The following is a 25212-nucleotide window of genomic DNA, read 5'->3' on the forward strand; positions in this document are numbered from 1 at the left end:
GTCGGCTCCGGCGGGACGGCACGGCCACCCGTCCCCCGGGCGGGGCCCCGGCCCCTCCCGTACGGCGGGCATGCGCCCTCCGCTGCCCCGGGCGTGTGCGCCGGGCTCCCCGGCCGTTCCGCGCGCCCCCGCGCACTCCTTGCCGCTCGTCCAACCTGCCGTACGGCCGCGTCGCACACCCGCCCGTATCGTGGACCGCGGACGGGGGTACGACCGGCCCCCGCGGGGACGTGGAAGGGCAGGCCAGGTGGCCAGAAAACCGGAACACATCGACCAGCCGGCCGCAGCCGGCGCGGCACCGGCCGGACCGGCCGCCGGGCAGGACGGGGCGGTGCCGCCAGCCGTCCGCGTACGGGGGCTGTGGAAGAAGTACGGCGAGCAGGTCGCCGTCGCGGGGATCGACCTGACGCTGCCCGCGGGCCGGTTCATCGGCCTGGTCGGCCCGAACGGCGCGGGCAAGACCACCACCCTGTCGATGGTGACCGGCCTGCTGCGCCCGGACGCCGGGCAGGTGGAGATCGGCGGCCACGACGTGTGGCAGGACCCGGTCACGGTGAAGTCCCGGATCGGCGTACTGCCCGAGGGACTGCGCCTGTTCGAGCGGCTGTCCGGCCGTGAGCTGCTGTCGTACATCGGGCGGCTGCGGGGGCTGCCCGGTGCCGAGGTCGACAAGCGCGCCGACCAGCTGCTCGAAGTCCTGGACCTGTCCGGCGCGCAGAACAAGCTCGTCGTGGACTACTCGACCGGCATGCGCAAGAAGATCGGTCTGGCGGCGGCGCTGCTGCACAATCCCGAGATCCTGTTCCTGGACGAGCCGTTCGAGGGCGTGGACCCGGTGTCCGCGCAGACCATCCGCGGCGTCCTGGAGCGCTACACCTCGTCCGGGGCCACCGTCGTCTTCTCCAGCCATGTGATGGAGCTGGTGGAGTCGCTGTGCGACTGGGTGGCGGTGATGGCCGGCGGGCGCATCCGGTCGGACGGGCCGCTCGCGGAGGTACGCGGCGACGCGCCGACCCTCCAGGACGCGTTCCTCGAACTGGTCGGCGCGGGCGGCCGCGCCGCCGGGCACGACCTGGACTGGCTGGGCGGCGGGGGCGCCCGATGACCGCCTCCACCTCCGCGGCGCTCACCCGTACGCCCGGCGGTTCCGCCGCGGCCCCGGGCCCGTCGCTCACCTCCGTCTTCGTCCGCCTCAAGCTGTCCCTGCTGCGCAACGGGCTGCGCCAGTCGTCCGGCCGGACCGTCGCGTATGTGGCGTCGCTGCTGGTGGCCCTGCTGTGTGCGGCGGGCGTGCTGGTCGGCCTGGTGGCCCTGCGCGGCGTCGCGCACGCGGGCGCGCTGGGCGTGCTGCTGGTGGCCCTGCTGACGCTGGGCTGGGCGGTGATGCCGCTGTTCTTCCCGGCCAGCGACGAGACCCTGGACCCGACGCGGCTGGTCATGCTGCCCCTGCGGCCCCGGCCGCTGATCGCCGCGCTGCTGACGGCGTCCCTGGTGGGCATCGGCCCGGTCTTCACCCTGGCGCTGGCCGCCGGCTCGGTGATCATGCTGGCGCACGGCGCGGCGGCCACGGTGACCGGTGTGCTCGCCGTGGTCCTGGTCATCCTGGTGTGCGTGGCGCTGGCGCGGGCCGTGGCCACCGCCAACGTACGGCTGCTGACCAGCCGCCGGGGCCGCGACCTGGCCGTGCTGAGCGGCCTGTTCATCGCGCTCGGCGGGCAGGCCGTGAACCTCGCCTCGCAGAAGCTGTTCGGGGCGGGGGCGGCCGGGCTGTCCGCCCTGGAGCCCGCGTCCGACATCGTGCGGTGGATCCCGCCCGCCTCGGCCGTGGACGCGGTACGCGCGGCGAGCGAGGGGGCGTACGGACGCGCCGTAGTGGGCCTGGCGCTGGCCGCGGTGGCACTCGTCCTGCTGCTGTGGTGGTGGCAGCGCACGCTGACGACGGTGATGACCTCGCCCGACTCGTCCACCCTCCAGGCCGTCGAGAAGGACAGCGGGCGCAAGCGGCGTTCCGCGGGCGGCGGGCTGCAACGGCTGCTGCCGGAAGGCCGTACGGGTCCGGTCATGCTGCGGATGCTGCGCTACGCCTGGCGCGACCCGAAGACCAAGATGGGCTGGGCGATGGCGTTCGGCGTCGGCCTGCTGATCCCGGTCATCTCCGTCGTCCAGGGCAACGGCAGCATCTACACGGCGTTCTCCGCCTCGGCCCTGCTGGGCATGCAGATGTACAACCAGTTCGGGCAGGACACCTCGGCGTTCTGGATGGTCGCCTCGACGATCTCCACACCGCGCGACGCCTACCTGGAGCTGCGCGGGCGGGCGTTGGGCCTGGCGCTGGCGGCGGTGCCGTTCGTGACGGTGGTCGTGGTCGGCGCGGCGGCCCTCCTCGGCCCGTGGTCCGCGTTCTGGGACGTCTACGGGCTGTCGCTGGCGCTGCTCGGCGCGCTGGTGGCGACGGGCGCGCTGGCCTCGGCGCTGTTCCCGTACTCGATCCCCTCGGAGGGCAACAAGAACATCGCCCCGGGGCAGGGCGCCATCGCCTGGTTCAGCCTGCTCGGCGGGATGCTGGTGAGCACCGTGTTCGCGGCCCCGATGGCCGGGCTGACGATCTGGCTGCACGTGGCGGGGCTGCACGGTCTGCTGTGGCTGCTGGTGCCGGTGGGGGCGGCGTACGGCGTCGGCGTCGCGCTCCTCGGGATGCGGATCGCCGCGCCCCGGGTGGTGGCGCGGCTGCCGGAGATCCTGGGGGCGGTCAGCAAGGGATGAGCGGAGCGACGGGGGAGGCCCGGGGGCACCCGCCCGCGGGCCTCACGGGCGGGGCCGGGCAGGGCCTCCGGCATCGGTGGGGCCGGCTGCCGGTGTGGGCGCGGTGGGTCACGGTGGTGTACGCGATCGGCTTCGCGCAGGGAGCGTGCGCCCACCTGCTCGACCTCGCACGCGGCGGCATCCACGTCTACGCCACCTACCCGCACGTGTCCTACGAGGTGTACTTCATCGGCCTGGTGGTCCTCGACCCGTTGGCCGCGCTGCTGGTGGTGCGGCTGCGGCGGGCGGGGGTGTGGCTGGCGTGCGGTGTGATGACCACGGACGTCACCGCGAACTGGACCGGCAACTGGCCGTCCCTACAGGCCGACTGGGCACAGTTGCTGCGCCCGGTCGGCCTGCTGCCCATCACGCTCTTCGGCCTGTTCGTCGTCGCGACGAGCGGTGCCCTGCACCGTGCGTTCGGCCGGACCGCCGCTACGTGAACGAGCCGGGCGCCTGGTTCGCGAGGACCGCGCTCTCCTCCTCGGGCGTGTAGCCGAGGCGGAGCGGCGGCTCGCCGCGGGCGCGGTCCCAGGCCAGGACGTCGGCCGCGGTGACCTCCAACGGCGTCGCGGGGAGGCCCGCCCGACGCGCGCGGGCCGCGCTGCGCTGCTGGGTCGGCCAGTTCGGGCGGACGAGCGGGAACATCGGCGGCGCGCCCTCGGAAGGGACCGGGACGATCTCGACCTCGGTGCCGGCGGCCCGCGCGCACGTCCCGATCAGCCCGCCGAGCGTCGTCGGCTCCGCCGGGCCCACCGCCTGGAAGGCACCGGGCCGGTCGTCGGTGATCAACCGCACCACCAAGCGGGCCAGATCCCGCGAGTCGACGACCTGCACCGGTTGCGCGGGGTCGCCCGGCAGCGCGACCCGGCCGCCGCGCGCGGCACGGCGTACCCAGTAGGTGAACGTGTCCATCGAGTCGTGCGGCCCGGCCACCTTGCCCGGCCGTACGATCGTCGCCCGGTCGCCGTACCGGGCCGTCACATCGTCCTCACAGGCCACTTTGAGCGGGCCGTACGTGGCCTCGCTCAGCTCCTCGGTGTCCCGGACGGGCGGGCGGCGCGGGGTGTCCTCGTCGCTGCCGGGGGCCAGGCCCGTACGTTCGTAGACCGCGTGGCTGGAGATGAACAGATACCGGCCGACGCGGTCGCCGAGGACGTCCATCGCCTGCCCGACATGGCGCGGGACATAGCCGCTGACGTCCACGACGGCGTCCCAGGCGCCCTCGCGCAGGGCCGCGTAGTCGCCGGTGTCGCGGTCGCCGATGAGGCGGGTCAGTTGGGGGAACAGGTCGGGATTGGTGCGGCCCCGGCCGAACAAGGTCACTTCGGCACCGGTCCGCAGGGCATCCTCGACGATGGCGCGCCCGACGAAGGACGTGCCGCCAAGTACTAGAAGGTGCATGGTTTTTGAGCCTAGTGGGGTTCCGGTGGCCGCGGCCCGGAATTCCGGGCGGGTCCGCGGCCCCGGGGCGTCGTGCGGTCGGGACGGGCGGTGGCGCGGGTGTGACTGGCGTTGCGGGTGGGCCGAGTGGTGCGGGCGGCGCTGTGGAGCCGTGTGTGTCAGGCCGGGAGCACGGATGCCAGGAACGGGCCGAGGACGGCCCGCCACTCCTCGGGGGCCTCCCAGGGGAGCCAGTGCCCGGCGTCCGGTATCTCGGCGTAGACGCCGCGCGGGAGGACGCGGACCATCTCCTGGGCCTCGGCGCGGCCCAGTTCGCCGTCCAGGCCGCGGACCACGAGCGTGGGGCACCGCACCTGGGCGAGATCCTCCCAGTGCGCGTCGTGGACCCAGGTCTCGCGGGCGCTGAGCATCTGGTGGCGGGAGAAGACCGGCCGCCAGCCGTCCGCGCGCTCGGCCATGACCTCGGCGAAGAACTCACCGCGGGCCGGCGCGGGACGCTCCAGGGTCGGGTCGTCCTCCCCGAACCACTTGCGTACGTCCGCGAGCGTGGCGAACGGGACCGGCCAGGAGCGGAACCAGTCCGCCCACTCCTGCTGCGAGGCCGAGCCCAGGGCCGAGGCCCGCATGTCGCAGACGACCAGCGCGCTGACCAGGTCGGGCCGGCGGGCGGCCACCTGCCAGGCCGTCAGGGCGCCCATGGAGTGGCCTATCAGGACGGCGGGGGCCAGGCCGAGCTGTTCGACGGCGGCGATGGCGTCGGCGACGTACGCCTCGCGGTCGTACGGGCCGTCCTGGGGTTTCTCGCTGCGGCCGTGGCCGCGCTGGTCCAGCCCGACGGGGCGGCACCGGGAGCCGAGCCAGCGGGCGGTCTCGGCCCAGTGCGACGCACGCCCCATGAGGCCGTGCAGGAGGAGCACCCCCGGGCGGTCCCGCTCGCCTTCCTCCCCTCCCCCGCCGGGCTTCGGCGGGTCGGTGAACTCCCAGGCGGCGAGCCGGACGCCGCCGGCACCCGTCACATCGATACGGCGCACCATGAGCCCTGGCACCCCCATTCGGTCTTCGAGCAGCCCCACACTATCGAACCTCTATTCGAGTAGGCCGTTCCTGCGCTCAATAACCCTCGTTCGGGTGACCACGCCCAAGGGTTGCCGGTCGTCGCCGAGGGGAGACACGTAGCGGGAGGCGGGCCCCACCGGGAAGGGGGCCCACGGGGAGAGACCCTGGGAGCTCGGGGCTCCGGGTCTTGGCGGGGGGACATGGGGAGGCGGGGCCCCGGCTGCTCGCAGCGCCGGGGCCCCGGATGTGCGCGGGCCGGCGGCCGCTGCCCCACCGGACGGGCCGGCAACCCCTCACGACTTGCCGAAGTCGCGGTGTGCGCGAAAGCCGCGCGATGCGTGCGATGCGCGAAAACCGCGGGCCGCGTGCAATGCCCGGAAGCCGCGGGACGCGTGCGACGCGCGCAACCAGCGGCGCGTACGAGCGCGAAACGCGGCGCGGGCACCGGACACCCCTGGCCCGGAAGCGGTGTTCGCGGTCGCCGGACCGGGGATTGCGGTGGACCGCCCCTCACCCGAGCCCCCTCCCCGGCCCGGGCCCACGGCGGCAGGGGGCATCCCGTCCCCGTCCGTCCTCGGCCGCCTCGCCCCAGGCCTCAGGCAACACACGTCATGAGCCGCCGTGCTCGCGCGCACGCACGCCGCGCGGCTCCCGGCCGCCCTCGCGCACATGCTCAGCGCCAGGGTGACACGCCACCGGCCGCTCCGCTCGCGGTTCGCCAACTCCGCCCGGCGAAGCGGCCGTCGAGCGCCGCACCGGACCGGCCGTCGTGCCAGGCCGGCCGGGGAAACGGGCGGCCGTACGAGGTCAGCGCTTGGCGACGAAAACGTGCGCGGCGATCTCCGACTCCAGCTCCGCGGCCTCACCGCTGCTGCCGATGAGCACACCGGTGGGCGACTCGGTCACGCTGACCACCGCGCCCGGCTGCACACCGGCCCGCCGCAGCGTGTACATGAGCTGGGCGTCCGCCTGGATGGGCTCGCCGATCCGGCGCACCACGACCGTCTTGCCGTCCGCGCCGGCCTCCAGGTCCATCAGGCTCACCATCCCGGCGTCCAGGAACGGGTCGGCCTCGGCCTTCTCGCCCAGCTCCTCCAGCCCCGGGATCGGATTGCCGTACGGCGACTCCGTCGGATGCCGCAGCAGCTCGACGACGCGGCGCTCGACCGCCTCGCTCATCACGTGCTCCCAGCGGCACGCCTCGGCGTGCACCTGCTCCCACTCCAGGCCGATGACGTCGACGAGCAGGCACTCGGCGAGGCGGTGCTTGCGCATGACACGGGTCGCCAGCCGGCGGCCCTCCTCGGTCAGCTCCAGATGGCGGTCACCGGCGACCGTGAGCAGGCCGTCGCGCTCCATGCGCGCCACGGTCTGGCTGACCGTCGGGCCGCTCTGTTCGAGCCGCTCCGCGATCCGGGCGCGCATCGGGACCACACCTTCCTCTTCCAGCTCAAGGATGGTGCGGAGATACATCTCCGTGGTGTCGATCAGTCCGGACATGCGTGCCCCTCGATGTGTCGTGCGGTGGCCCTGACCTCAATTCTGACGCATCCCACTGACAACGGTTCCGCGTCCGCTCCGCCCGCCGCCGCCGGGGACCCGGCGGAGCGGCCGCCGCCCTGCGGCGGGACGGCAACCGGGCGACGCCCGGGCGGCCGGAAGGTTGCCACCCGGTCGCGAGCGGCGGCGTACACCGTATTGACAGGGCACTGGTCCAGACCGCAACGTGATCCGCGCCACGGGCGAGGACCGACGGGGACCGCGGGGACTGGTGGGGGCGGCGTTTCCCGGCGCCGGCCGGGCGCCAGTACGTGCCGGAACGCGTCGGAACACGTCAGAACGTGGACAAACGTACGAGGACCAACGTACAAGACCGAGGAACACCGACGAGAGGGGCCCCGCGGCGATGGGCGAGAGCAACCGGTTGGCCGGGCAGTACTTCGACGCCGCGATCGACCTGCTGCGCCGGGTGCGCGACGAGGAGGACGAGCGGATCGGCGCGGCCGGCACGCTGATCGCCGACACCGTCGAGGCCGGCGGCCGGGTCTTCGCCTTCGGCGCCGGGCACTCCTCGCTCCCCGCCCAGGACACCGTCTACCGGGCCGGCGGGCTCGCGATCATGAACCTGCTGACCGTCCCGGGCGTCGTCGGCGTCGACGTACGGCCCGCCACGCTCGGCAGCGCGCTGGAGCGGGTGGACGGGCTGGCCGGGGCCGTCCTGGACACCAGCCCGCTGGAGGCCGGTGACGTGCTGATCATCATCTCGCTCTCCGGGCGCAACTCGCTGCCCGTCGAGATGGCGATGAACGCGCGGGCGCTCGGCCTGAAGGTCATCGGACTGACCTCGGTGGCGTACGCCGAGGAGACCAAGTCGCGGCACGTCTCCGGCACCCACCTCAGGGACCACTGCGACCTCGTCCTGGACAGCAAGATCCCGGTGGGCGACGCGGAGTTGACGGTGCCGGGCATCGAGGCGCCGTTCGCGCCCGCCTCCACGGTCGTCACCAGCGCGATCATGCAGGCGGTGGTCGCGACGGCCGCCGGGGTGCTGGCCGACCGCGGCATCGAGCCGCCGCTGCTGCGCTCCGGGAACGTCGACGGCGGGCACGACTGGAACGGCCGGGTGATGCGGGAGTACGCGGACCGGATCTACTACCGGCAGTAGGAACCGTTCGGGCGGCGGGACGCGTACGGGCGGTACGGCACGTACGGACGCCAGAGGCACGTGCAGGCGCCGGAGGCGGGTAAGGGCAGCAGGGGCCACCACCGGCCGGCACCCCCGCGGTCTACCGCTCCTGCCCGCCCGGCCCGCCCGCCAGGTCCAGCGCCGCCGCGATCCGGGACGCGACGTCTTCCGCGTACGACGCGTCCGCGCGGTCGAACGGGCGCCGGGAGGGGCCGCGCAGGAACGTCGCCACGCCCAGCGTCCGCCCCCGGCTGCGCAGCACCACGCACAGGCCGTGCACCGTGCCGTCCGGCCACTTGCGGGCCGCGGCCCAGCCCTCCGCGACCGCCGGGCCCGCGCCGGCCCGCACCGAGCCGCATCGTTCCAGCGCCTGGGCGGCCGGGTGGCCGGGGCCGTAGGCCACCGGGATGCCGGTCGGCGGCACGGCCTCGGAGGGGCCGGGCGCACCGGCGGGCGAGGCGATGGCCCGTACGAGAACGGGCGGGCCGTCCGCGGGCGCGCCGGCGTCGCCACCCCCCTCGTCACCGGTCCCTCGGTCGCCGCCCACCACATCGATCAGCCCGTGATCGGCGAACCCCGCCAGCGCGAAGTCGAGGTGGACCGCCGCCGCCTCCCTGGGGTCCTCGCACTCCCCCGCGGCCCGGCCCGCGCGGTGCAGCTGCTGGGCGCGGAAGCGCAGCAGCGAGGCTTCCTGCTCGGCGCGCTTGGCGTCCGTGACGTCCTGGAAGATCCAGCCCACGCCGAGCGGTACGGGCTCCTCCGCCAGCGGTGAGGCCAGCCGGACGAAGCCGCTGCGCCAGCACCGGCGGACCTGTTCGGCCTCGTCGGACCGGAGCGTCACCCACAGTTCGGCGGCGGCCGGCGGCGTGCCCTCCGCCAGGACGTGCGTCAGGGCGCTCTCCAGCTCCTCCACGCCCTGGCTCAGCAGATCGCCCAGCGGGCGCCCCAGGACGGCCGTGCGGCCCATTCCCAGGGCGCGCGCGGCGTGCGCGTTGACGACGGCGGGCCGCAGGTCGGCGTCGACCAGCACCACGCCCCAGGAGGCGTCCACGAACAGCGCCTCGCTCAGCGCGATGGAACGCTCCAGGTCGATCTGCGCGTGCACCTCGCTGAACGCGCAGTACACGCCCGCCGGGCGGCCGTCCGGCCCGAGCACCGCGGAGGACTGCGTACGCACCAGGACGCGCCGCCCGTCCTTCGTCAGCAGCGCGAACTCGTGGACCTGGCGTCCGGGCGAACGGGTCGCCGCCAGCAGGTCGGCCTCGACCTCGTCGGCGTCCTCCTTGCGGACCGCCCAGCCGGCCAGCCCCTGCCTGCCGACCGCCTCGGCCGCCGTCCAGCCGAGGAGCCGCTCGGCCTCGCGGTTCCAGTGGGTGACCGTGCCGTCGGCGCCGAAGGCGCACAGCGCGGCGTCCATGCCGTCCAGCAGGGCGGCGAGCAGGCCGGAGTCCTCGCTGTCCGGCTGCGGGTCGGGACCGTCGGCGGGCCGGCCGCCCGCGCACGTGTCCCGCGGCGGGTCGCCCCGGTCCGCGGCCCGGCCCGGCCCCCCGGGCGGTACGGGCTCGAAGCGGTGCGACGAGGACGACGAGGACGACGAAGACGAAGCAGCCACTGGCACCCCCTACGAACGCGGCCGCACGTGCTGCATGTCGGATCATTCAACTGGAACGTGACGCGGGCCACACCCCATTCGCCGAAATCGCCGCCACGGGAAATTCGGTTGTGCGGTCCCGGGACCGGTTCCTAGGGTGTGGGGCACACGAGAAGGGAGGTGGTTCGGCAGATGATTTCTCACCGGACGCGTGAGGTGACTGCGGGCTAGCGGCCCGTCGTCGCACTCAGTGTGCAGCGCCGGACCAGCGCGGGAGACAGCCGCGCAGCCGGCCCAATCCCAAGCAGTCACCCGACCCGCGGGCTGCCGGTTCGTCCGACCGGCCCTTCGCGCCTCAGGCGCGGGGAAGCAGCCCGCGGGTCGTCTGCGTTCCCGGGCGCGGACGCCTGCGCGGGCACCGGCGCGCAGCGGTGCCCGCCCGGCCCTCAGGGCGCCAGCCGTACGACGGACCAGCCGTCCCCGTCCCCCTGCCGCTCGTACCGCAGCCGGTCGTGCAGGCGGTTCTCCCGGCCCTGCCAGAACTCGACGGTCTCGGCGACGACCCGGATGCCGCCCCAGTGCGGGGGCGCCGGCACCTGCTCGCCCTCCGGGTAGCGGGCGGCCAGCTGGGCCCAGTCGCGCTCCAGTTCGGCGCGGGAGGCGACCGGCGCGGACTGGTCGCTGGCCCAGGCGCCCAGCTGCGAACCGTGCGGGCGGGTACGGAAGTACGCGGCGGTCTCATCGCGTCCGATGCGGGCGGCCGGTCCCGTGATGATCACCTGGCGGGCGAGCGGGTGCCACGGGAAGAGCAGCGAGGCGTACGGGTTCTCCGCCAGGTCGCGGCCCTTGCGGCTGGTGTAGTTGGTGAAGAACACGAAGCCGTGCTCGTCGAACCGCTTGAGCAGCACGGTCCTTGAGCTGGGGCGGCCGGCCGCGTCGGCGGTCGAGACGACCATCGCGTTCGGTTCGTGCAGTCCGCTCGCGGCCGCTTCCTTGAACCAGCGCGCGAACTGGTCGTAAGGGCTGGGGGCGAGGTCTGTCTCGTCGAGTCCCTCGGCGCGGTACTGCGCCCGCATGGCGGAAGGATCGAACGGATCGGGGAGCGGCGTGTCGGCGGAGTGCACGGCCACATCTTGCAGCATGAAGGGCTGTTGGGGCAGCCGGGTGGCAGGGAAGTCTGCCCTTGGACGGCCCGGTGTAACCCTCCCGTAAGCGAATCGCCCGGTGTGCCGGATCTCACGCTTCCCGGTAAGTGCCGGACCGGCCAAAATCGTGCCGCTGGGCACTGTGGCATCGGGACAACGCGGGATATCGTGTCCGCCCTGAAGTGATCGAAGTGACGTGCTCCGGGCGGGCTGCCACGGGTGCCGGTCGGGTGACCAACGCCCGCGCGGGGCATGACGGGAGTGACCGGTACGGACCGCGAGCCGCATGCCTGGCCGCGTACCCGGACCGGTGCCCGGCCGGCCGCGCGACGTCCGTGAACCGCCGAACCGCCCAGCCTGACCTGACAGATCTTGAACGCACGGCATCTTGGTCATGAGCCGCATGTCGTCCGAATCTTGAGGAGCCGCCTGATGTCCGACTTCGTACCCGGACTCGAAGGAGTCGTCGCGTTCGAAACGGAGATCGCCGAACCGGACAAGGAAGGCGGCGCGCTCCGGTACCGCGGTGTCGACATCGAGGACCTCGTCGGCAAGGTCTCCTTCGGGAACGTGTGGGGGCTGCTGGTCGACGGGTCGTTCAACCCCGGCCTGCCGCCTGCCGAGCCGTTCCCGATCCCCGTCCACTCGGGTGACATCCGGGTGGACGTGCAGTCGGCGCTGGCCATGCTCGCGCCGGTGTGGGGCCTGAAACCGCTGCTGGACACCGACGAGCAGACGGCCCGCGACGAGCTGGCGCGGGCCGCGGTCATGGCGCTGTCGTACGTCGCGCAGTCGGCGCGCGGACAGGGCCTGCCGATGGTGCCGCAGAAGGAGATCGACAAGGCCGGGACCGTCGTCGAGCGCTTCATGAAGCGGTGGCGGGGCGAGCCGGACCCGAAGCACGTCGCGGCCGTGGACGCGTACTGGACCTCGGCGGCCGAGCACGGCATGAACGCGTCCACCTTCACGGCCCGGGTCATCGCCTCCACCGGCGCCGACGTGGCGGCGGCGCTGTCCGGCGCGGTGGGCGCGATGTCCGGGCCGCTGCACGGCGGGGCGCCGTCCCGGGTCCTCGGCATGATCGAGGAGATCGAGCGGACGGGTGACGCGACGGCGTACGTGAAGCGGGCGCTGGACCGCGGCGAGCGGCTGATGGGCTTCGGCCACCGGGTGTACCGCGCCGAGGACCCGCGGGCGCGGGTGCTGCGGCGCACGGCGCGCGAGCTGGGCGCGCCGCGCTTCGAGGTCGCGGAGGCGCTGGAGAAGGCCGCGCTGGAGGAGCTGCACAACCGGCGCCCGGACCGCGTTCTGGCGACGAACGTGGAGTTCTGGGCGGCGATCGTGCTGGACTTCGCGGAGGTCCCGGCGCACATGTTCACGTCGATGTTCACCTGTGCCCGTACGGCGGGCTGGAGCGCGCACATCCTGGAGCAGAAGCGGACCGGCCGCCTGGTCCGGCCGTCGGCCAAGTACGTGGGCCCGGGGCCACGCGGCCCCGAGTCGGTGGAGGGCTACACGCTGCCCGCGTAGGTGTCGGCTCCCCCGGCCGGGCGTTCCTGGCGCCGTACGGCGTCCTCGGTGACGGGCGTGAAGAGGTTGACCAGGTTGCCGTCGGGGTCCCGCAGCAGCAGGGAGCGGTTGCCCCACGGCATGGTCGTCGGGTGCTGGACGAAGGTGTGGCCGAGGGCGGACAGGCGGCGGTGTTCCGCGTCCACGTCCGGGACGCGGAACTCGATGATCACCGATCGGTTGGCGGCGGCCCGCGCGGTTCCCTCCCCGAACAGGGCGACCGTGCGGCTGCCGGCAATCGCCAGGGTGCAGGCGGGCGTGCGGAGTTCGGCGAATTCCGGGGTCGCCCATGCGGCCCGTACGCCGGTGACGCGCTCGTAGAACCCGACGAGGCGGGCGACGTCGTCGGTGATCACGCGGATGGAGACGAAGTTCATGGGTCCGGCTTTCTGGCGTGCGGAAGTGCGGGGGATACGCCCTGATCTGCGGGCTCGGCTCACGCTAGGCCCCATACCGGACAGGTTCCGCCCGGTATCCGCGGCAGACTTTCCGGGTGACCACTTCGACCACCGCCCGGGTGCTCGCCCTGCTGGAGATCCTCCAGGGCGGCGGCATCCGTACCGTTCCCGAGCTGGCCACCCGCCTCGGCGTCGACGAGCGCACCGTCCGCCGCTATGTCGGCCACCTGCTGGACCTGGACATCCCCGTCGACGCGGTGCGGGGCCGCTACGGCGGCTACCGGCTCGCCCCCGGCTACCGGATGCCCCCGCTGATGCTCACCGACGAGGAGGCATTGGCCGTACTGCTGGGCCTGCTCGCGGGACAGCGCGGCGGGCCGGGCGCCGTCTCGGCGGCGGCCGGTGAGAGCGCGGCGGCGAAGGTGCGGCGGGTGCTGCCGGTGGCCCTGCGGCGGCGGCTGGAAGCGCTGCTGGAGACGGCCGACTTCACCGACCGGCCCCGTCCCGCCGCCCCGCCGGAGGCGGCGGTGCTGCTCGAACTCGCCGAGGCCGTGCGCCGGCGGCGGCCGGTGGCGTTCGCGTACACCGACCGCGAGGGCCGCGGCAGTGCCCGTACGGTCCTGCCGTACGGGCTCGTGGCGCACTCCGGGCGGTGGTACCTGACCGGGGCCGGCCGGGACGGCGGGGAGATGCGGATCTTCCGGCTGGACCGGATCGCCTCGGTGCGCGTGCTGTCCGGTTCGTTCGACGTCCCGGACGGTTTCGACCCGGCGGCGACCGTCCTCGGCCATCTCGCGCGGACGCCGTGGAAACACGACGTGTCGCTGCGCGTCCGCGGCAGCGTCGAGCACCTGCGCGGGCACCTCCCGGCCGGGATCGCCGCCCTGTCCGACGACGGGCCCGACTGGGTCCGCGTCCGCATCCGGGCCGAGCGGCTGGAGTGGATCCCGCCCGTACTGGCGGCGCTGGACCGCCCGTTCGTCATCGAGCGCCCGGCGGCCCTGCGCGACCTTGTCCGCGCGCTGGCCGGCCGCCTCGGCTCGTACGCGGACACCGACGCCGACACCGACCCCGACACCGACGACCACCCCCGCTGACCCCCTTCACCCCCCGTTCAGCACGGTGTCCAGGATCCGCGCCCACTGCGTCACCACCCGCCGCCTGCGGGCCGTGTCGTCGGTGAGGAGCGTGGCGAGACCGAGGCCCCGGGACATGTCGAGCAGCCCCTGTACGGTCTCGCGGACGCCGGGGACCGACTCGTCGGCGCCCAGGAGGGCGACCGCCGTGCGGTGCGCCTCGCGGCCCACCCGGGCCTCCAGGGCGGTGACCCGGTCGCGCAGCGGCTCCTCGTCGGAGGCGGCCACCCACAGGTGGAGGGCGGCGCGGAAGAGGGGGCCCGTATAGAGGCCGACGATCTCCTCGACGACGATACGGGTGCGGGCCGGCGATCCGGTGGGCGGCAGGTCGTTCGCCACCGCCTTGAGCGCGCTCTGCCGCATTTCCGCGACGTGCTCGACGGCGGCCGTGAACAGGTCCTCGCGCGTGCGGAAGTGGTGCTGGGCGGCCCCCCGCGAGACGCCCGCGCGCTCCGCGACGACGGAGACCGTACTGCCGCTCCAGCCGTGCTCGGCGAGGCAGGAGACTGCCGCTTCCAGCAGGGCGCGGCGGGTGGCGCGGCTGCGTTCCTGCTGGGGTTCCTTGGCGGCGCGGGAGGAGGTCACCGTGCCCATGACGGTTCCCGGCGCTGGAGGAAGGCGGTCATGCCCTCGCGGGCCTCTTCGGAGGCGAAGAGGCGGGCGGAGGTCTCGGCGAGGGCCGCGGTGTCGCGGTCGAAGGTCCGCAGGACTTCGGCGGTGACCAGGGCCTTGGACTCCGCCAGGCCTTGCGGGGAGCCCTTGCGCAGCCCGGCCAGTACCGGTGCGAGGGCGGCGTCGGGGTCGTCGGCGGCCAGCGTCACCAGGCCGGTGCGGGCCGCTTCGGCGGCGTCGAAGCGTTCGCCGGTGAGGTAGTAGCGGGCGGCGGCCCGCGGGTCCATACGGGGCAGCAGCGGCATGGAGATGACGGCGGGGGCGAGGCCGAGGCGGGCCTCGGTGAAGGCGAAGGTGGCGCCGGGTCCCGCCACCGACACGTCACAGGCGCCGAGGAGGCCGAGGCCGCCCGCGCGGACGTGGCCGGTGACCTTGGCGACGACGGGCTTGGGCAGTTCGATGATCGTCCGCAGCAGACGGGCCAGACCGAGCGGGCCGGCGGCCGCGGTCCCGGCCCCGTCCGTCGCGTCCGTGGCCTCCGTGGCCTCCGTGGCCTCCGTGGCCTCCGTGGCCTCCGTGGCCTCCGTCAGGTCCGCTCCCGCGCAGAACGTCGTCCCGGTGTGGGTGAGCAGCACGGCGCGCGTCCCGGCGGACCCGGCCGCCGCCGCCAGCGCCGCGTGGAGCTCGCCCACCAGGCGCCGGGAGAGCGCGTTGCGGTTGTGCGGGGAGTCGAGGGTGAGGACGGTGACGCCCCGGTCGTGGGCGTGCCGTACCAGCGGTCCGTCCGGAGTGGCGTCCGGTGTGGCGTCGGTCATGGGGCCGTGGAACTCCTTTCCCTGGCGCGCAGTTCGCGCCGCAGGATCTTGCCGGTGGCGGCGCGGGGCACGAGGTCCGTGAACTCCACCCGCCGTACCTTCTTGTACGGGGCGACCTGCCCGGCAACGTACGCGATGACCTCCTCCTCGGTGAGCCGGGCCCCCGCCTCGCCGCGCCGCCGGACGACGTACGCCTTGGGGACCTCGTTGCCGTCCGCGTCGGTGACGCCGATCACCGCGGCGTCCGCGATGCCCTCGTGGGCGAGCAGCACCGCTTCGAGGTCGGCCGGGGCGACCTGGTAGCCCTTGTATTTGATCAGCTCTTTGACGCGGTCGACGACGTGCAGCCAGCCGTCCGCGTCCACCCGCCCGATGTCGCCGGTGTGCAGCCAGCCGTCCGCGTCGATCATCGCGTCGGTCTCGGCGGGGCGCCCCAGGTAGCCCTTCATGACCTGCGGGCCGCGGATCAGGATCTCGCCGCTCTCGCCGGTCCCGAGGTCCTTGTCGGTGTCCAGGCAGCGGATGCGCATCTCGGTGCCGGGCAGCAGCTTGCCGACGGTGCCGGGCGGCGCGTCGGTGGCGCCCAGCGGTACGACGTGGGAGCCGGGCGACAGTTCGGTCATGCCGTACGCCTGCATGACGGGCGGGATGCCCAGGCGCCGGGCGCAGGCGTCGGCGAGCCGGGCGTCGAGCGGGGCGGCGGCGCTGACGAGGTAGTCGAGCGAGGACAGGTCGTACTGGGTGACGGCCGGGTGCTTGGCGAGGGCCAGGACGATGGGCGGGGCCACGTACACCGCGTTGATCCGGTACTTCTCGATGGTGCGCAGGAAGTGTTCGAGGTCGAAGCGGGGCAGCACGACGACGGTGGAGCCGTTGCGCAGCGGGGAGTTCATCAGGGCGGTCAGGCCGTAGATGTGGAAGAAGGGCAGTACGGCCAGCACGCGGTCGCCGGGGCCGCTGCCGATCAGCCGGTTGAGCTGGGCGAGATTGGTGGCGATGTTGCGGTGGGTGAGCATCACGCCCTTGGGGCTGCCGGTGGTGCCGGAGGAGTACGGCAGCACGGCCACGTCCCGGGCTGGGTCGATGGTGACGGCCGGTTCGGGCGCGGTGGAGGCGATCATGTCGCGTACGGAGCGGTGGCCCATGGCGCCGTCGCAGACGAACACCTCGGTGATGCCGCCCGCCTGCTCGGCGGCGCTGCGCGCGGTCTCCAGCAGCGGGGCGACGGTGACGATCCAGTTGGCGCCGGAGTCCCGCAGCTGCTGGGCGAACTCCCCCGACGTGGCCAGGGGGTGCACGGTGGTGACGGCGGCGCCGCAGCGCGAGGCGGCGTAGCAGACGGCCGGGTAGGCGATGGTGTTGGGACTGTGCAGCGCGAGCACGTCGCCGGGGCGGACGCCCGCGTCGGCCAGGGCCGCGGCGATCCGGCGGCTGGCGCCGTCGAGTTCGGCGTAGCTGAGCGTGGTGCCGTCCTGGCCGTCGATCAGCGCGGGCAGGGCGGCGTGCTCGGTGGCCGACCGGCCCAGAACGGCTTCGTGGATCGGCAGGTCGACGGGCGCGACATCGGCGTACTGACTGTGAAAGACCATGGCCATCCCCTCAGCAGCGGCGCGCGCCCGGTGCCGGTACGGGCCGCGGGCGGGCGCCTGTCCGTGTGCGTGCAGCATCGCGGTTGCCGGTGCGGTTGTCAGCACGGCGACCGCGATGCCGCGCACGGCCGGACACGGGTCCTCAGTACGACTTGGGGAGCCCGAGGCTCTGGTGGGAGACGTAGTTGAGGATCATCTCCCGGCTGACCGGGGCGATCCGCGCGACGCGGGCCGCGGTGATCAGGGAGGCGAGGCCGTACTCGTGGGTCAGGCCGTTGCCGCCGAGGGTGTGCACCGCCTGGTCCACGGCCTTGACCGCCGCTTCGGCCGCCGCGTACTTGGCCATGTTGGCGGCCTCGCCCGCGCCCATGTCGTCGCCCGCGTCGTAGAGGTGGGCGGCCTTCTGCATCATCAGGCGGGCGAGTTCCAGCTCGATGTGCACCTGGGCGAGGGGGTGGGCGATGGCCTGGTGGGCGCCGATGGGCGCCTTCCAGACCTGGCGGGTCCGGGCGTAGTCGACGGCCCGCTCGACCGCGTACCGGCCCATGCCGAGGGCGAAGGCGGCGGTCATGATGCGTTCGGGGTTGAGCCCGGCGAAGAGCTGGAGCAGCCCGGCGTCCTCTCCCCCATGGCCTTCGGCCTGGGAGGCACCCCCGCCCACCAGCGCGTCCGCGGGCAGCCGTACATCGTCCAGCGTCAGCTCGAACTGCTTCTCCGGCGCGCCCAGCTCCATGGCTATCCGGCTGCGCCCGAACCCGGCGGCGTCGCGGGGCACGATGAACAGGCACGGCTTGAGCCTGCCGGTACGGGCGTCCTCCGTCCGGCCGACGATCAGCGTGGCCTCGGCGATGTCCACACCCGAGATGAAGACCTTGCGGCCGTTGAGGACCCACTCGCCGGTGGCCGGGTCGCGGCGGGCCGTGGTGGTGATGCGGTGGGAGTTGGAGCCGGCGTCCGGTTCGGTGATGCCGAAGGCCATCTTGCGGGTGCCGTCGGCGAGGCCGGGCAGCCAGGCGCGCTTCTGCTCCTCGGTGCCGAAGCGGGCGATGACGGTGCCGCAGATGGCGGGCGAGACGACGAGCATGAGCAGCGGGCAGCCTGCCGCGCCCAGTTCTTCCAGCACGATGGAGAGTTCGGCGATGCCGCCGCCTCCGCCGCCGTACTCCTCGGGGAGGTTCACGCCGAGGTAGCCCAGTTTGGCGGCCTCCGCCCACAGTTCGTCGGTGTGCTTGCCCTCGGCCACGACGCGGGCGAAGTACTCGCGTCCGTAGCGCTTGCCGAGCGCGGCGACGGACGCGCGGAGGGCGCGGTGTTCCTCGGTTTCGATCACGGGGGTGCTCACGGGGACTCCTTCGAGGGGGAGCGCCGTCATACGGTGACGACGGCCAGCGGCGTGCCGACCTCGACCTGCTGACCGGCCTTGACGTGCAGGGCGGTCAGCGTGCCGGAGGCGGGTGCGGTGATCTTGTGTTCCATCTTCATGGCTTCGAGCCAGAGCAGCGGGGCACCGGCCGCCACCCGGTCGCCCTCGGCCAGGCCGTCCGCCACGCGTACGACGGTGCCGGGCATGGGGGCGAGCAGCGAGCCGGGTTCGGTGCGCGCGGCGGGGTCGGGGAAGCGGGGCAGGGCGGTGAGGGTGCGGGACCCGGCGGCGGAGTCGACGTACACCTGGTCGCCGTGGCGGGCGACGGTGAACTCGCGTCGTACACCGTCCGCTTCGAGGACGACTCGGCCCGGGGCGGACTGAAGGAGCCGTACGCCGGGGAAGTCCTCGGCGCGCAGCCCGTCGCGGCCCAGCCGGTAGCGGATCGCGTGCTCGGTGCCGCCGCAGGCGTACGTCTTGGTCTGCGGCTGCGACGGCACGTTGCGGAAGCCGCCGAAGCGGGACCGGCCGTGCGCGTCGGCGAGGGCGGCGGCCAGCGCGCACAGGCCGGTGACCGTGGCGTCGGGGGCGGGCGCGAGGGCGTCCAGGTTGCGGTCGTAGAAGCCGGTGTCCAGGCCGGTGGCGGTGGCGAACTCGGGGTGGCGCAGGGACCGTACGAGCAGGTCGCGGTTGGTGACCGGGCCGTGCACGCGGGCCCGTTCCAGCGCGCCCGCCAGCTTGCGCACGGCCTCGGCGCGGCCCGGCGCCCAGGCGATGACCTTGGCGAGCATCGGGTCGTAGTGGACGCCGACGACCGTCCCGTCGGCCACGCCCGAGTCGAGCCGGACGCCGTCGGGCACGGACAGGTGGTGCAGCGTGCCGGTCTGCGGCTGCCAGCCCGCCGCCGGGTCCTCCGCGTACAGCCGGGCCTCTACGGCGTGGCCGCGCGGCGCGGGCGGTTCCTCCGCCAGCGCCTCCCCCTCGGCCACCCGCAATTGCAGGGCCACAAGATCGACGCCGTACACCGCCTCGGTGACCGGGTGCTCGACCTGGAGGCGGGTGTTCATCTCCAGGAAGTGGGCGTGGCCGGTGGCGGAGACGAGGAATTCGACGGTGCCCGCGCCGCGGTAGCCGATGGTGCGGGCGGCGTCGGCGGCGGCCGTGTGCAGGGTGGCGCGCAGTTCGTCGGGGAGTCCCGGCGCGGGTGCTTCCTCGATGACCTTCTGGTGGCGGCGCTGGAGGGAGCAGTCGCGGGTGCCGAGGGTCCAGACGGTGCCGTGTGCGTCGGCGAGGACCTGCACCTCGACGTGCCGGCCACCGATCACGTACGGCTCGGCGAAGACCTCGCCGTCCCCGAACGCCGCCGCGGCCTCGGCCCGCGCCGCCGCCAGCTCCCCCGGCAGGTCCGCCAGGTCCCGTACGACACGCATGCCGCGCCCGCCGCCGCCCGCCGCCGCCTTCACCAGCAGCGGCAGGTCGGCGGCGGTGGCGTGCGCCGGATCGACGGGGGCGAGCAGCGGCACCCCGGCCGCCGCCATCAGCTCCTTGGCGCGCGTCTTGGAGGCCATCGCCTCGATGGCGGCGGGCGGCGGGCCGACCCAGGCCAGGCCGGCGTCGGCGACGGCCGCGGCGAATCCGGCGTTCTCGGAGAGGAAGCCGTAACCGGGGTGGACGGCGTCGGCCCCGGCGGCGTGCGCGGCCTTCACGACCAGGTCGCCGCGCAGGTAGGTGTCGGCCGGGGCGCTGCCCGGGAGGCGTACGGCGGCGTCGGCCTCCCGGACGTGCGGCGCGTCGGCGTCCGCGTCGGAGTACACGGCCACCGTGGCGATGCCCAGCTCCCGGCAGGTGCGGAAGATCCGGCGGGCGATCTCGCCACGGTTGGCGACGAGGAGGGAAGAGATCACGGGTTCCTCACATCCGGAAGACGCCGAAGCCGCCGCGCGCGCCCTGGACGGGGGCGGTGTGGACGGCGGACAGGCACAGGCCGAGGACGGTTCGGGTGTCGCGCGGGTCGATGACGCCGTCGTCGTACAGGCGCCCGGACAGGAACATCGGCAGCGACTCGGACTCGATCTGCTGCTCGACCATGGCGCGCAGCCCGGCGTCGGCCTCTTCGTCGTACGGCTGCCCCTTGGCGGCGGCGGAAGCACGCGCCACGATCGACAGCACTCCGGCGAGCTGCTGCGGGCCCATCACGGCGGACTTGGCGCTGGGCCAGGCGAACAGGAAGCGAGGGTCGTAGGCGCGGCCGCACATGCCGTAGTGCCCGGCGCCGTACGAGGCGCCCATAAGGACGGACAGGTGCGGGACCGTGGAATTGGACACCGCGTTGATCATCTGCGCGCCGTGCTTGATGATGCCGCCCTGCTCGTACTCCTTGCCGACCATGTAGCCGGTGGTGTTGTGCAGGAAGAGCAGCGGGATGTCGCGCTGGTTGGCGAGCTGGATGAACTGGGCGGCCTTCTGCGACTCCTCGCTGAACAGCACGCCCTGGGCGTTGGCGAGGATGCCGACCGGGTAGCCGTGCAGCCGCGCCCAACCCGTCGTGAGCGATGGACCGTACAGCGGCTTGAACTCGTCGAAGTCCGAGCCGTCCACGATGCGGGCGATGACTTCGCGCGGGTCGAAGGGGGCCTTGAGGTCGCCGGGGACGATGCCGAGCAGCTCGTCCTCGTCGTACTTGGGCGGCTCGGCCGGGCCCGGATCCTCGTGCGCCTTCCGCCGGTTGAGCCGGGCGACGACCCGGCGGGCCTGGCGGAGCGCGTCCGGCTCGTCCACGGCGAAGTGGTCGGCGAGTCCGGAGGTACGGGCGTGCATCTCGGCGCCGCCCAGCGACTCGTCGTCGCTCTCCTCGCCGGTGGCCATCTTGACCAGCGGCGGCCCGCCGAGGAAGACCTTCGCCCGCTCCTTGACCATGATCACGTGGTCGGACATGCCGGGGACGTACGCGCCGCCGGCCGTCGAATTGCCGAAGACCACGGCCACGGTGGGGATGCCGGCGGCCGACAGCCGCGTGATGTCCTTGAACAGCGCGCCGCCCGGGATGAAGATCTCCTTCTGGCTGGGCAGGTCCGCGCCGCCGGACTCGACCAGGGAGACGACGGGCAGCCGGTTGGCGAAGGCGATCTCGTTGGCGCGCAGGGCCTTCTTCAGCGTCCAGGGGTTGGAGGCGCCGCCGCGCACGGTCGGGTCGTTGGCGGTGACCAGGCACTCCACGCCCTCGATGACACCGATGCCGGTGACCAGCGAGGCACCCACCGGGTAGTCGCTGCCCCAGGCGGCCAGCGGGGACAGTTCGAGGAACGGCGTGTCCGGGTCGAGGAGCAGCTCGATGCGCTCGCGGGCGAGCAGCTTGCCGCGCCCCCGGTGCCGTTCGACGTACTTCGCGCCGCCTCCGCCGAGGGCCTTGGCGTGTTCGGCCTCGATCTCGGTCAGCTTGGCGAGCATCGCCTCGCGGTTGGCCGCGTACTCGGGCCCTGCCGGGTCGAGTCGGCTGCCGAGCACGGTCACCGCAGTACCTCCGGTATGTCCAGGTGGCGGGCGCGCAGCCACTCCCCCACGGCCTTGGCCTGCGGGTCGAAGCGGGCCTGCGCGGCGACGCCCGCGCCGAGCAGGCCGTCGATCACGAAGTTGAGGGCGCGCAGATTGGGCAGGACGTGGCGGGTGACGGGCAGGTCCGCGGTCTCGGGGAGCAGTTCGCGCAGCCGGTCGGCGGTCAGTTCGTGGGCCAGCCAGCGCCAGGCCGCTTCCGTACGGGCCCAGACGCCGACGTTGGCCGAGCCGCCCTTGTCGCCGCTGCGGGCCCCGGCCACCAGGCCGAGCGGGGCGCGGCGGGTCCGGCCGTCGTGGGCGAGGGGTACGGGGAGAGGCGGCTCGGTGAGCGGTGCCGGTTCGCGGGTTTCCGCCGGTGGCGGCACCGGGCTGCGGCTGCCGTCCGGGAGTACGGCGGTGTGCGGTACGTCCGCCGCGGCCACGTACTCCGCCTCGAAGACCCCGTACGGCTCGCCCTTGCCCGGCGGCGCCGTCACGTGGAAGCCGGGGATGCTCCCCAGCGCCAGTTCGACGGCGGCCCCGCTCACCACCCGGCCCACCGCGTCCTGGTCGGCGTCCCGCACCACCAGCCGCAGCAGGGCGCTCGCCTCCTCCTGGACGGCGGCGTCCGGGTGGTCGGTGCGGGCCAGCGTCCATTCCACGGATGCCGGACGGCGTTCGGCCGCGTCGAAGGCCGCTTCCATCTGGTCCCGTACTAGGGCGGCCTTGGCCTCGATGTCGAGGCCGGTCAGCACGAACGTGACCGCGTTGCGCCAGCCGCCCAGGCGGGTCAGGCCCACCTTCAGCACCGGCGGCGGCGCCTCGCCGCGTACGCCGTCGACGCGCACCCGGTCGGCGCCGTCCTGGGTCAGCCGTACGGTGTCCAGGCGCGCCGTCACGTCCGGCCCCGGATACCGCGCGCCGGCCGTCTCGTACAGCAGCTGCGCGGTGACCGTGCCGACGGTCACCGCGCCGCCCGTGCCCGGGTGCTTGGTGATCACCGAGGAGCCGTCGGCGGCGATCTCGGCGAGCGGGAAGCCGGGACGGCGCAGGTCGTGGGCGGCGGGGAAGTCCCGGTCGGCGAAGAAGGAGTAGTTGCCGCCGGTCGCCTGGGTGCCGCACTCCAGGACATGGCCCGCGACGACCGCGCCCGCCAGCCGGTCGTGGTCCGTGGGCGCCCAGCCGAAGTGGGCCGCCGCGGCCCCGCTGACCAGCGCGGCGTCCGTGACCCGGCCGGTCACCACCACATCGGCGCCGGCGCGCAGGCAGGCGGCGATGCCCGCGCCGCCCAGGTAGGCGTTGGCGGTCAGCACGCCCTGGCGCCCGCCGTAGCGGGCCATGAGGTCGTCGCCCTCCACATACGCCACCCGCGCCGGGACGCCGACCCGGCCGGCCAGCTCTTCCACGGCCTCCGCGAGCCCGGCGGGGTTCAGTCCCCCCGCGTTGGCGACGATCCGCACCCCCCGCTCGACGGCCGTCCCCAGGCTCTCCTCCAGCTGCCGCAGGAACGTCTTCGCATAGCCGCGCGCGGGATCCTTCAGCCGGTCGCGGCCCAGGATCAACATGGTCAGCTCGGCCAGGTAATCGCCGGTCAGGACGTCGAGCGGGCCGCCGGTGAGCATCTCGCGCACGGCGTCGAAGCGGTCGCCGTAGAAGCCGGAGGCGTTGCCGACGCGCAGCACACCCCCGCCGCCGGTCACCGGGCGCCCTTCCGCGCGCCCCCGCCCGGCTTCCGGCCCGTGCCGGGCGGCCCGGCGAACGCCTGGGCGATGTCCAGCCAGCGGTCCGCGTCCGCGCCCTCGGCCCGTACGTCCACGTCGTCGCGGTGCGCGCGCTGCGTGACCAGCAGGCAGAAGCCGAGGGCGTCGCCGGTCACCCGCTGCGCCGCGTCCTCCGGCCCGTACGTCCAGGTGCCGCCGCCGGGGGCACGCAGCTCGACGTGGAACTCCTCGGCCGGGGCCGCCAGTCCGTTGGCCGCGAACGCGAAGTCCCGCGCGCGCACGCCGATACGGGCCACATGCCGCAACCGCGCCGTGGGCTCGCGCCGTACGCCCAGCGTGTCGGCGATGTCCTGGCCGTGCGCCCAGGTCTCCATCAGCCGCCCCGTGGCCATGGATGCGGTGCTCATCGAGGTCGCGAACCACGGCATCTTGTCCCGGGCGGTACGGGTGGCCAGGGCCTCGTGCAGCTCGGTCCGGACCGCCCGCCAGCGCGCGAGCAGCTCCTCGGGCGGCGCCTGTGCCTCGCGCCGCGCGCCCTCGTCGACGAAGGTTTCGGGAGAGGCCAGGGCCCGCTCCGCCGCTTCCCGGAAGGCGGCGGGGTCGGTGGCGGACAGCAGGGCCTGCCGGTCGGTCCAGGCCAGATGCCCGATCTGGTGGGCGATCGTCCAGCCCGCGGCCGGTGTCGGCTCCGCCCACCGGGCCGGCGCCAGCCCGCCGACCAGCGCGTCGAGCGCGTCCCCCTCGTCCCTCAGATCCGCCAGTACGGCCTCGGCGTCGGACACCCGGCACTCCCCTCGTCGGCCATCTGCCGTGCGGGCAGGGCGCGTTGACTCATGCGGTGCGGGTATCGAGCGTGACAGCGCCGGGAGAAACAATCAAGCACGCATGCATGATTTTCTACGGGGGCGGCGGGAAGCGACAGGGGGCGGCGAGGCGGCACACCGGGGTGCGAGGCCAGGGTGGACGGCGGGTCGGGCGGCAGGACATACGGCGGGACACGGAGCAGCCGCGGCACTGGCGCCGCCACGACACACGATGGCACCCACGTCGGCACCACACGGCGTCAACGTGGCACCACGACGGCACATCCGTACGCCACTCAAGCCTCACCACGGCGCCACGGAACAGCAATTTTCCAACAAAGCCGCAGGTCAGGCCCGTATACGCCATCACGCCGCCACCTTGGCTCGCCATGGCGCCATCAATGTGCCATGATGGCGTCATGGACCTCACGCCCTACGTCGACAACCTCCGGCAAGAGCTGGCCGTCGCCGCGGACGCGGGCGGCGACGACGCCCGCGCCCTCGCCGAGCGGCTCACCGCCCCCTTGGAGTCCGCCGCCCGGCTGACCCTCCTGAACGCACTGTCCGCCGCCATGGGCGAGGTCACGCGGGAACTGGCGCCGGGCTCGGTCGACGTACGGCTGCGCGGACTCGACCCGGAGTTCGTGGTGACGGCGCCGCCCGCCCCGGAGCCGCTCCGGGAGCAGCCGGAACCGGTCGCGGCGCCCGTGCCGCCCCCGCCGCCCGCGGACGCCGACGACGGCGCCATGGCGCGGATCAACTTCCGCCTCCCCGCCCACCTCAAGGCCCGCGCCGAGGACGCCGCGACGGCGGAGGGCCTGTCGGTCAACGCCTGGCTGGTGCGGGCCGTGTCCGCCGCCCTCGACGGCGGGCAGCGCGCGAACCCGCCGGGCCGCGGCGCCCCTTCGGGCGGCCGGAGCTTCACCGGCTGGGTCCGCTAGCACCGGCCCGCCCCACCCCCTTCCACCGGCGGATCGCCGATCCGGCCGAC

The 25212-nt window shown here is 74.1% G+C and carries 21 protein-coding genes; 7 read left to right on the forward strand and 14 right to left on the reverse strand.

Features of this window, described 5'->3' with window-relative positions; all coding sequences use genetic code 11:
* The first annotated feature begins 247 nt into the window (after positions 1-247).
* The 3 genes from CP973_RS35965 to CP973_RS35975 are packed head-to-tail and all read left to right on the forward strand — an operon-like array spanning position 248 to position 3245.
* The gene (locus tag CP973_RS35965) at positions 248-1105 is read left to right on the forward strand and encodes an ABC transporter ATP-binding protein (protein WP_425282054.1); all 858 of its coding nucleotides are present in this window, start codon (positions 248-250) and stop codon (positions 1103-1105) included.
* Entirely contained in the window at positions 1102-2763 is a 1662-nt protein-coding gene (locus CP973_RS35970; protein ID WP_150248321.1) for a transporter, read from the forward strand. Before CP973_RS35965 ends, CP973_RS35970 begins: the two co-directional genes overlap by 4 nt.
* The gene (locus tag CP973_RS35975) at positions 2760-3245 is read left to right on the forward strand and encodes a hypothetical protein (RefSeq protein ID WP_244410205.1); all 486 of its coding nucleotides are present in this window, start codon (positions 2760-2762) and stop codon (positions 3243-3245) included. Before CP973_RS35970 ends, CP973_RS35975 begins: the two co-directional genes overlap by 4 nt.
* Here CP973_RS35975 and CP973_RS35980 read toward each other — a convergent pair.
* The 3 genes from CP973_RS35980 to CP973_RS35990 all read right to left on the reverse strand — a co-directional run bounded on the left by CP973_RS35980 (position 3238) and on the right by CP973_RS35990 (position 6762).
* Positions 3238-4206 (reverse strand): NAD-dependent epimerase/dehydratase family protein, encoded by a 969-nt coding sequence (locus CP973_RS35980; RefSeq protein ID WP_150248323.1) that lies wholly within the window; start codon positions 4204-4206, stop codon positions 3238-3240. The genes CP973_RS35975 and CP973_RS35980 overlap by 8 nt on opposite strands.
* A 158-nt stretch (positions 4207-4364) precedes the next feature.
* Complete coding sequence (locus CP973_RS35985) at positions 4365-5240, reverse strand: alpha/beta fold hydrolase (RefSeq protein WP_150248324.1); 876 nt, start codon at positions 5238-5240, stop codon at positions 4365-4367.
* Positions 5241-6069: 829 nt separating this feature from the next.
* Positions 6070-6762, reverse strand: coding sequence for an iron-dependent transcriptional repressor DtxR (locus tag CP973_RS35990; RefSeq protein ID WP_150248326.1), 693 nt, complete (start codon positions 6760-6762; stop codon positions 6070-6072).
* Between the two features lie 406 nt (positions 6763-7168).
* Here CP973_RS35990 and CP973_RS35995 point away from each other — a divergent pair, with 406 nt between their 5' ends.
* The gene (locus CP973_RS35995; protein WP_150248328.1) at positions 7169-7927 is read left to right on the forward strand and encodes an SIS domain-containing protein; all 759 of its coding nucleotides are present in this window, start codon (positions 7169-7171) and stop codon (positions 7925-7927) included.
* Between the two features lie 121 nt (positions 7928-8048).
* On the opposite strand, the gene CP973_RS36000 is transcribed toward CP973_RS35995, so the two are convergent.
* Together CP973_RS36000 and pdxH are read right to left on the reverse strand one after the other, a co-directional pair.
* Positions 8049-9365 (reverse strand): PAS domain-containing protein, encoded by a 1317-nt coding sequence (locus CP973_RS36000; RefSeq protein ID WP_425282080.1) that lies wholly within the window; start codon positions 9363-9365, stop codon positions 8049-8051.
* Positions 9366-9985: 620 nt separating this feature from the next.
* A complete protein-coding gene (gene pdxH / locus CP973_RS36005) occupies positions 9986-10681 on the reverse strand; it encodes a pyridoxamine 5'-phosphate oxidase (RefSeq protein ID WP_244410206.1) in 696 nt (231 codons plus the stop codon).
* A 435-nt stretch (positions 10682-11116) separates the two neighbouring features.
* Between pdxH and CP973_RS36010 the strand changes: the two genes are divergently transcribed.
* Positions 11117-12214 carry a citrate synthase 2 gene (locus CP973_RS36010; RefSeq protein ID WP_150248330.1) on the forward strand — a complete coding sequence of 366 codons (1098 nt, stop codon included), beginning with the start codon at positions 11117-11119 and terminating at the stop codon, positions 12212-12214.
* Here the strand turns inward: CP973_RS36010 and CP973_RS36015 are convergent.
* Positions 12196-12630, reverse strand: coding sequence for a VOC family protein (locus CP973_RS36015; RefSeq protein WP_150248332.1), 435 nt, complete (start codon positions 12628-12630; stop codon positions 12196-12198). The genes CP973_RS36010 and CP973_RS36015 overlap by 19 nt on opposite strands.
* 116 nt (positions 12631-12746) lie before the next feature.
* Here CP973_RS36015 and CP973_RS36020 point away from each other — a divergent pair, with 116 nt between their 5' ends.
* Positions 12747-13748 (forward strand): helix-turn-helix transcriptional regulator, encoded by a 1002-nt coding sequence (locus CP973_RS36020; RefSeq protein ID WP_244410207.1) that lies wholly within the window; start codon positions 12747-12749, stop codon positions 13746-13748.
* 6 nt (positions 13749-13754) lie between these two features.
* Here the strand turns inward: CP973_RS36020 and CP973_RS36025 are convergent, their stop codons facing one another.
* From CP973_RS36025 to CP973_RS36060, 8 genes are all read right to left on the reverse strand, one after another.
* The gene (locus CP973_RS36025; protein ID WP_150248334.1) at positions 13755-14381 is read right to left on the reverse strand and encodes a TetR/AcrR family transcriptional regulator; all 627 of its coding nucleotides are present in this window, start codon (positions 14379-14381) and stop codon (positions 13755-13757) included.
* Positions 14369-15214: an enoyl-CoA hydratase family protein gene (locus CP973_RS36030; protein ID WP_150248336.1), complete on the reverse strand. Its 846-nt coding sequence runs from the start codon at positions 15212-15214 to the stop codon at positions 14369-14371. The genes CP973_RS36025 and CP973_RS36030 overlap by 13 nt, the downstream gene beginning before the upstream one ends.
* Positions 15211-16803: a 4-coumarate--CoA ligase family protein gene (locus tag CP973_RS36035; protein ID WP_150248338.1), complete on the reverse strand. Its 1593-nt coding sequence runs from the start codon at positions 16801-16803 to the stop codon at positions 15211-15213. Before CP973_RS36035 ends, CP973_RS36030 begins: the two co-directional genes overlap by 4 nt.
* Before the next feature lie 142 nt (positions 16804-16945).
* On the reverse strand, positions 16946-18145 hold the full coding sequence (locus CP973_RS36040; protein WP_150248340.1) for an acyl-CoA dehydrogenase family protein: 1200 nt from the start codon (positions 18143-18145) through the stop codon (positions 16946-16948).
* Positions 18146-18171: 26 nt separating this feature from the next.
* Positions 18172-20070, reverse strand: a complete 1899-nt coding sequence (locus tag CP973_RS36045; protein ID WP_150248342.1) for an acetyl/propionyl/methylcrotonyl-CoA carboxylase subunit alpha — start codon at positions 20068-20070, stop codon at positions 18172-18174.
* A 7-nt stretch (positions 20071-20077) separates the two neighbouring features.
* Complete coding sequence (locus CP973_RS36050; RefSeq protein WP_150248344.1) at positions 20078-21676, reverse strand: acyl-CoA carboxylase subunit beta; 1599 nt, start codon at positions 21674-21676, stop codon at positions 20078-20080.
* Positions 21673-23397, reverse strand: a complete 1725-nt coding sequence (locus CP973_RS36055) for an acyclic terpene utilization AtuA family protein (RefSeq protein WP_150248346.1) — start codon at positions 23395-23397, stop codon at positions 21673-21675. Before CP973_RS36055 ends, CP973_RS36050 begins: the two co-directional genes overlap by 4 nt.
* On the reverse strand, positions 23394-24200 hold the full coding sequence (locus CP973_RS36060; protein WP_150248348.1) for a TIGR03084 family metal-binding protein: 807 nt from the start codon (positions 24198-24200) through the stop codon (positions 23394-23396). Before CP973_RS36060 ends, CP973_RS36055 begins: the two co-directional genes overlap by 4 nt.
* Positions 24201-24640: 440 nt before the next feature.
* Between CP973_RS36060 and CP973_RS36065 the strand changes: the two genes are divergently transcribed.
* The gene (locus tag CP973_RS36065) at positions 24641-25162 is read left to right on the forward strand and encodes a type II toxin-antitoxin system HicB family antitoxin (RefSeq protein ID WP_150248350.1); all 522 of its coding nucleotides are present in this window, start codon (positions 24641-24643) and stop codon (positions 25160-25162) included.
* Positions 25163-25212: the final 50 nt, after the last annotated feature.

The organism is Streptomyces albofaciens JCM 4342, assembly GCF_008634025.1.
Lineage (GTDB): Bacteria > Actinomycetota > Actinomycetes > Streptomycetales > Streptomycetaceae > Streptomyces > Streptomyces albofaciens.

Coding starts and splice junctions, on each gene's coding strand:
- pdxH (WP_244410206.1), bottom strand. CDS start 10,681: ATGCTGCAAGATGTGGCCGTGCACTCCGCCGACACGCCGCTCCCCGAT.
- CP973_RS36025 (WP_150248334.1), bottom strand. CDS start 14,381: ATGGGCACGGTGACCTCCTCCCGCGCCGCCAAGGAACCCCAGCAGGAA.
- CP973_RS35985 (WP_150248324.1), bottom strand. CDS start 5,240: ATGGTGCGCCGTATCGATGTGACGGGTGCCGGCGGCGTCCGGCTCGCC.
- CP973_RS35980 (WP_150248323.1), bottom strand. CDS start 4,206: ATGCACCTTCTAGTACTTGGCGGCACGTCCTTCGTCGGGCGCGCCATC.
- CP973_RS36065 (WP_150248350.1), top strand. CDS start 24,641: ATGGACCTCACGCCCTACGTCGACAACCTCCGGCAAGAGCTGGCCGTC.
- CP973_RS36010 (WP_150248330.1), top strand. CDS start 11,117: ATGTCCGACTTCGTACCCGGACTCGAAGGAGTCGTCGCGTTCGAAACG.
- CP973_RS36000 (WP_425282080.1), bottom strand. CDS start 9,365: ATGGACGCCGCGCTGTGCGCCTTCGGCGCCGACGGCACGGTCACCCAC.
- CP973_RS36035 (WP_150248338.1), bottom strand. CDS start 16,803: ATGGTCTTTCACAGTCAGTACGCCGATGTCGCGCCCGTCGACCTGCCG.
- CP973_RS35995 (WP_150248328.1), top strand. CDS start 7,169: ATGGGCGAGAGCAACCGGTTGGCCGGGCAGTACTTCGACGCCGCGATC.
- CP973_RS35975 (WP_244410205.1), top strand. CDS start 2,760: ATGAGCGGAGCGACGGGGGAGGCCCGGGGGCACCCGCCCGCGGGCCTC.
- CP973_RS36030 (WP_150248336.1), bottom strand. CDS start 15,214: ATGACCGACGCCACACCGGACGCCACTCCGGACGGACCGCTGGTACGG.
- CP973_RS36015 (WP_150248332.1), bottom strand. CDS start 12,630: ATGAACTTCGTCTCCATCCGCGTGATCACCGACGACGTCGCCCGCCTC.
- CP973_RS35970 (WP_150248321.1), top strand. CDS start 1,102: ATGACCGCCTCCACCTCCGCGGCGCTCACCCGTACGCCCGGCGGTTCC.
- CP973_RS35990 (WP_150248326.1), bottom strand. CDS start 6,762: ATGTCCGGACTGATCGACACCACGGAGATGTATCTCCGCACCATCCTT.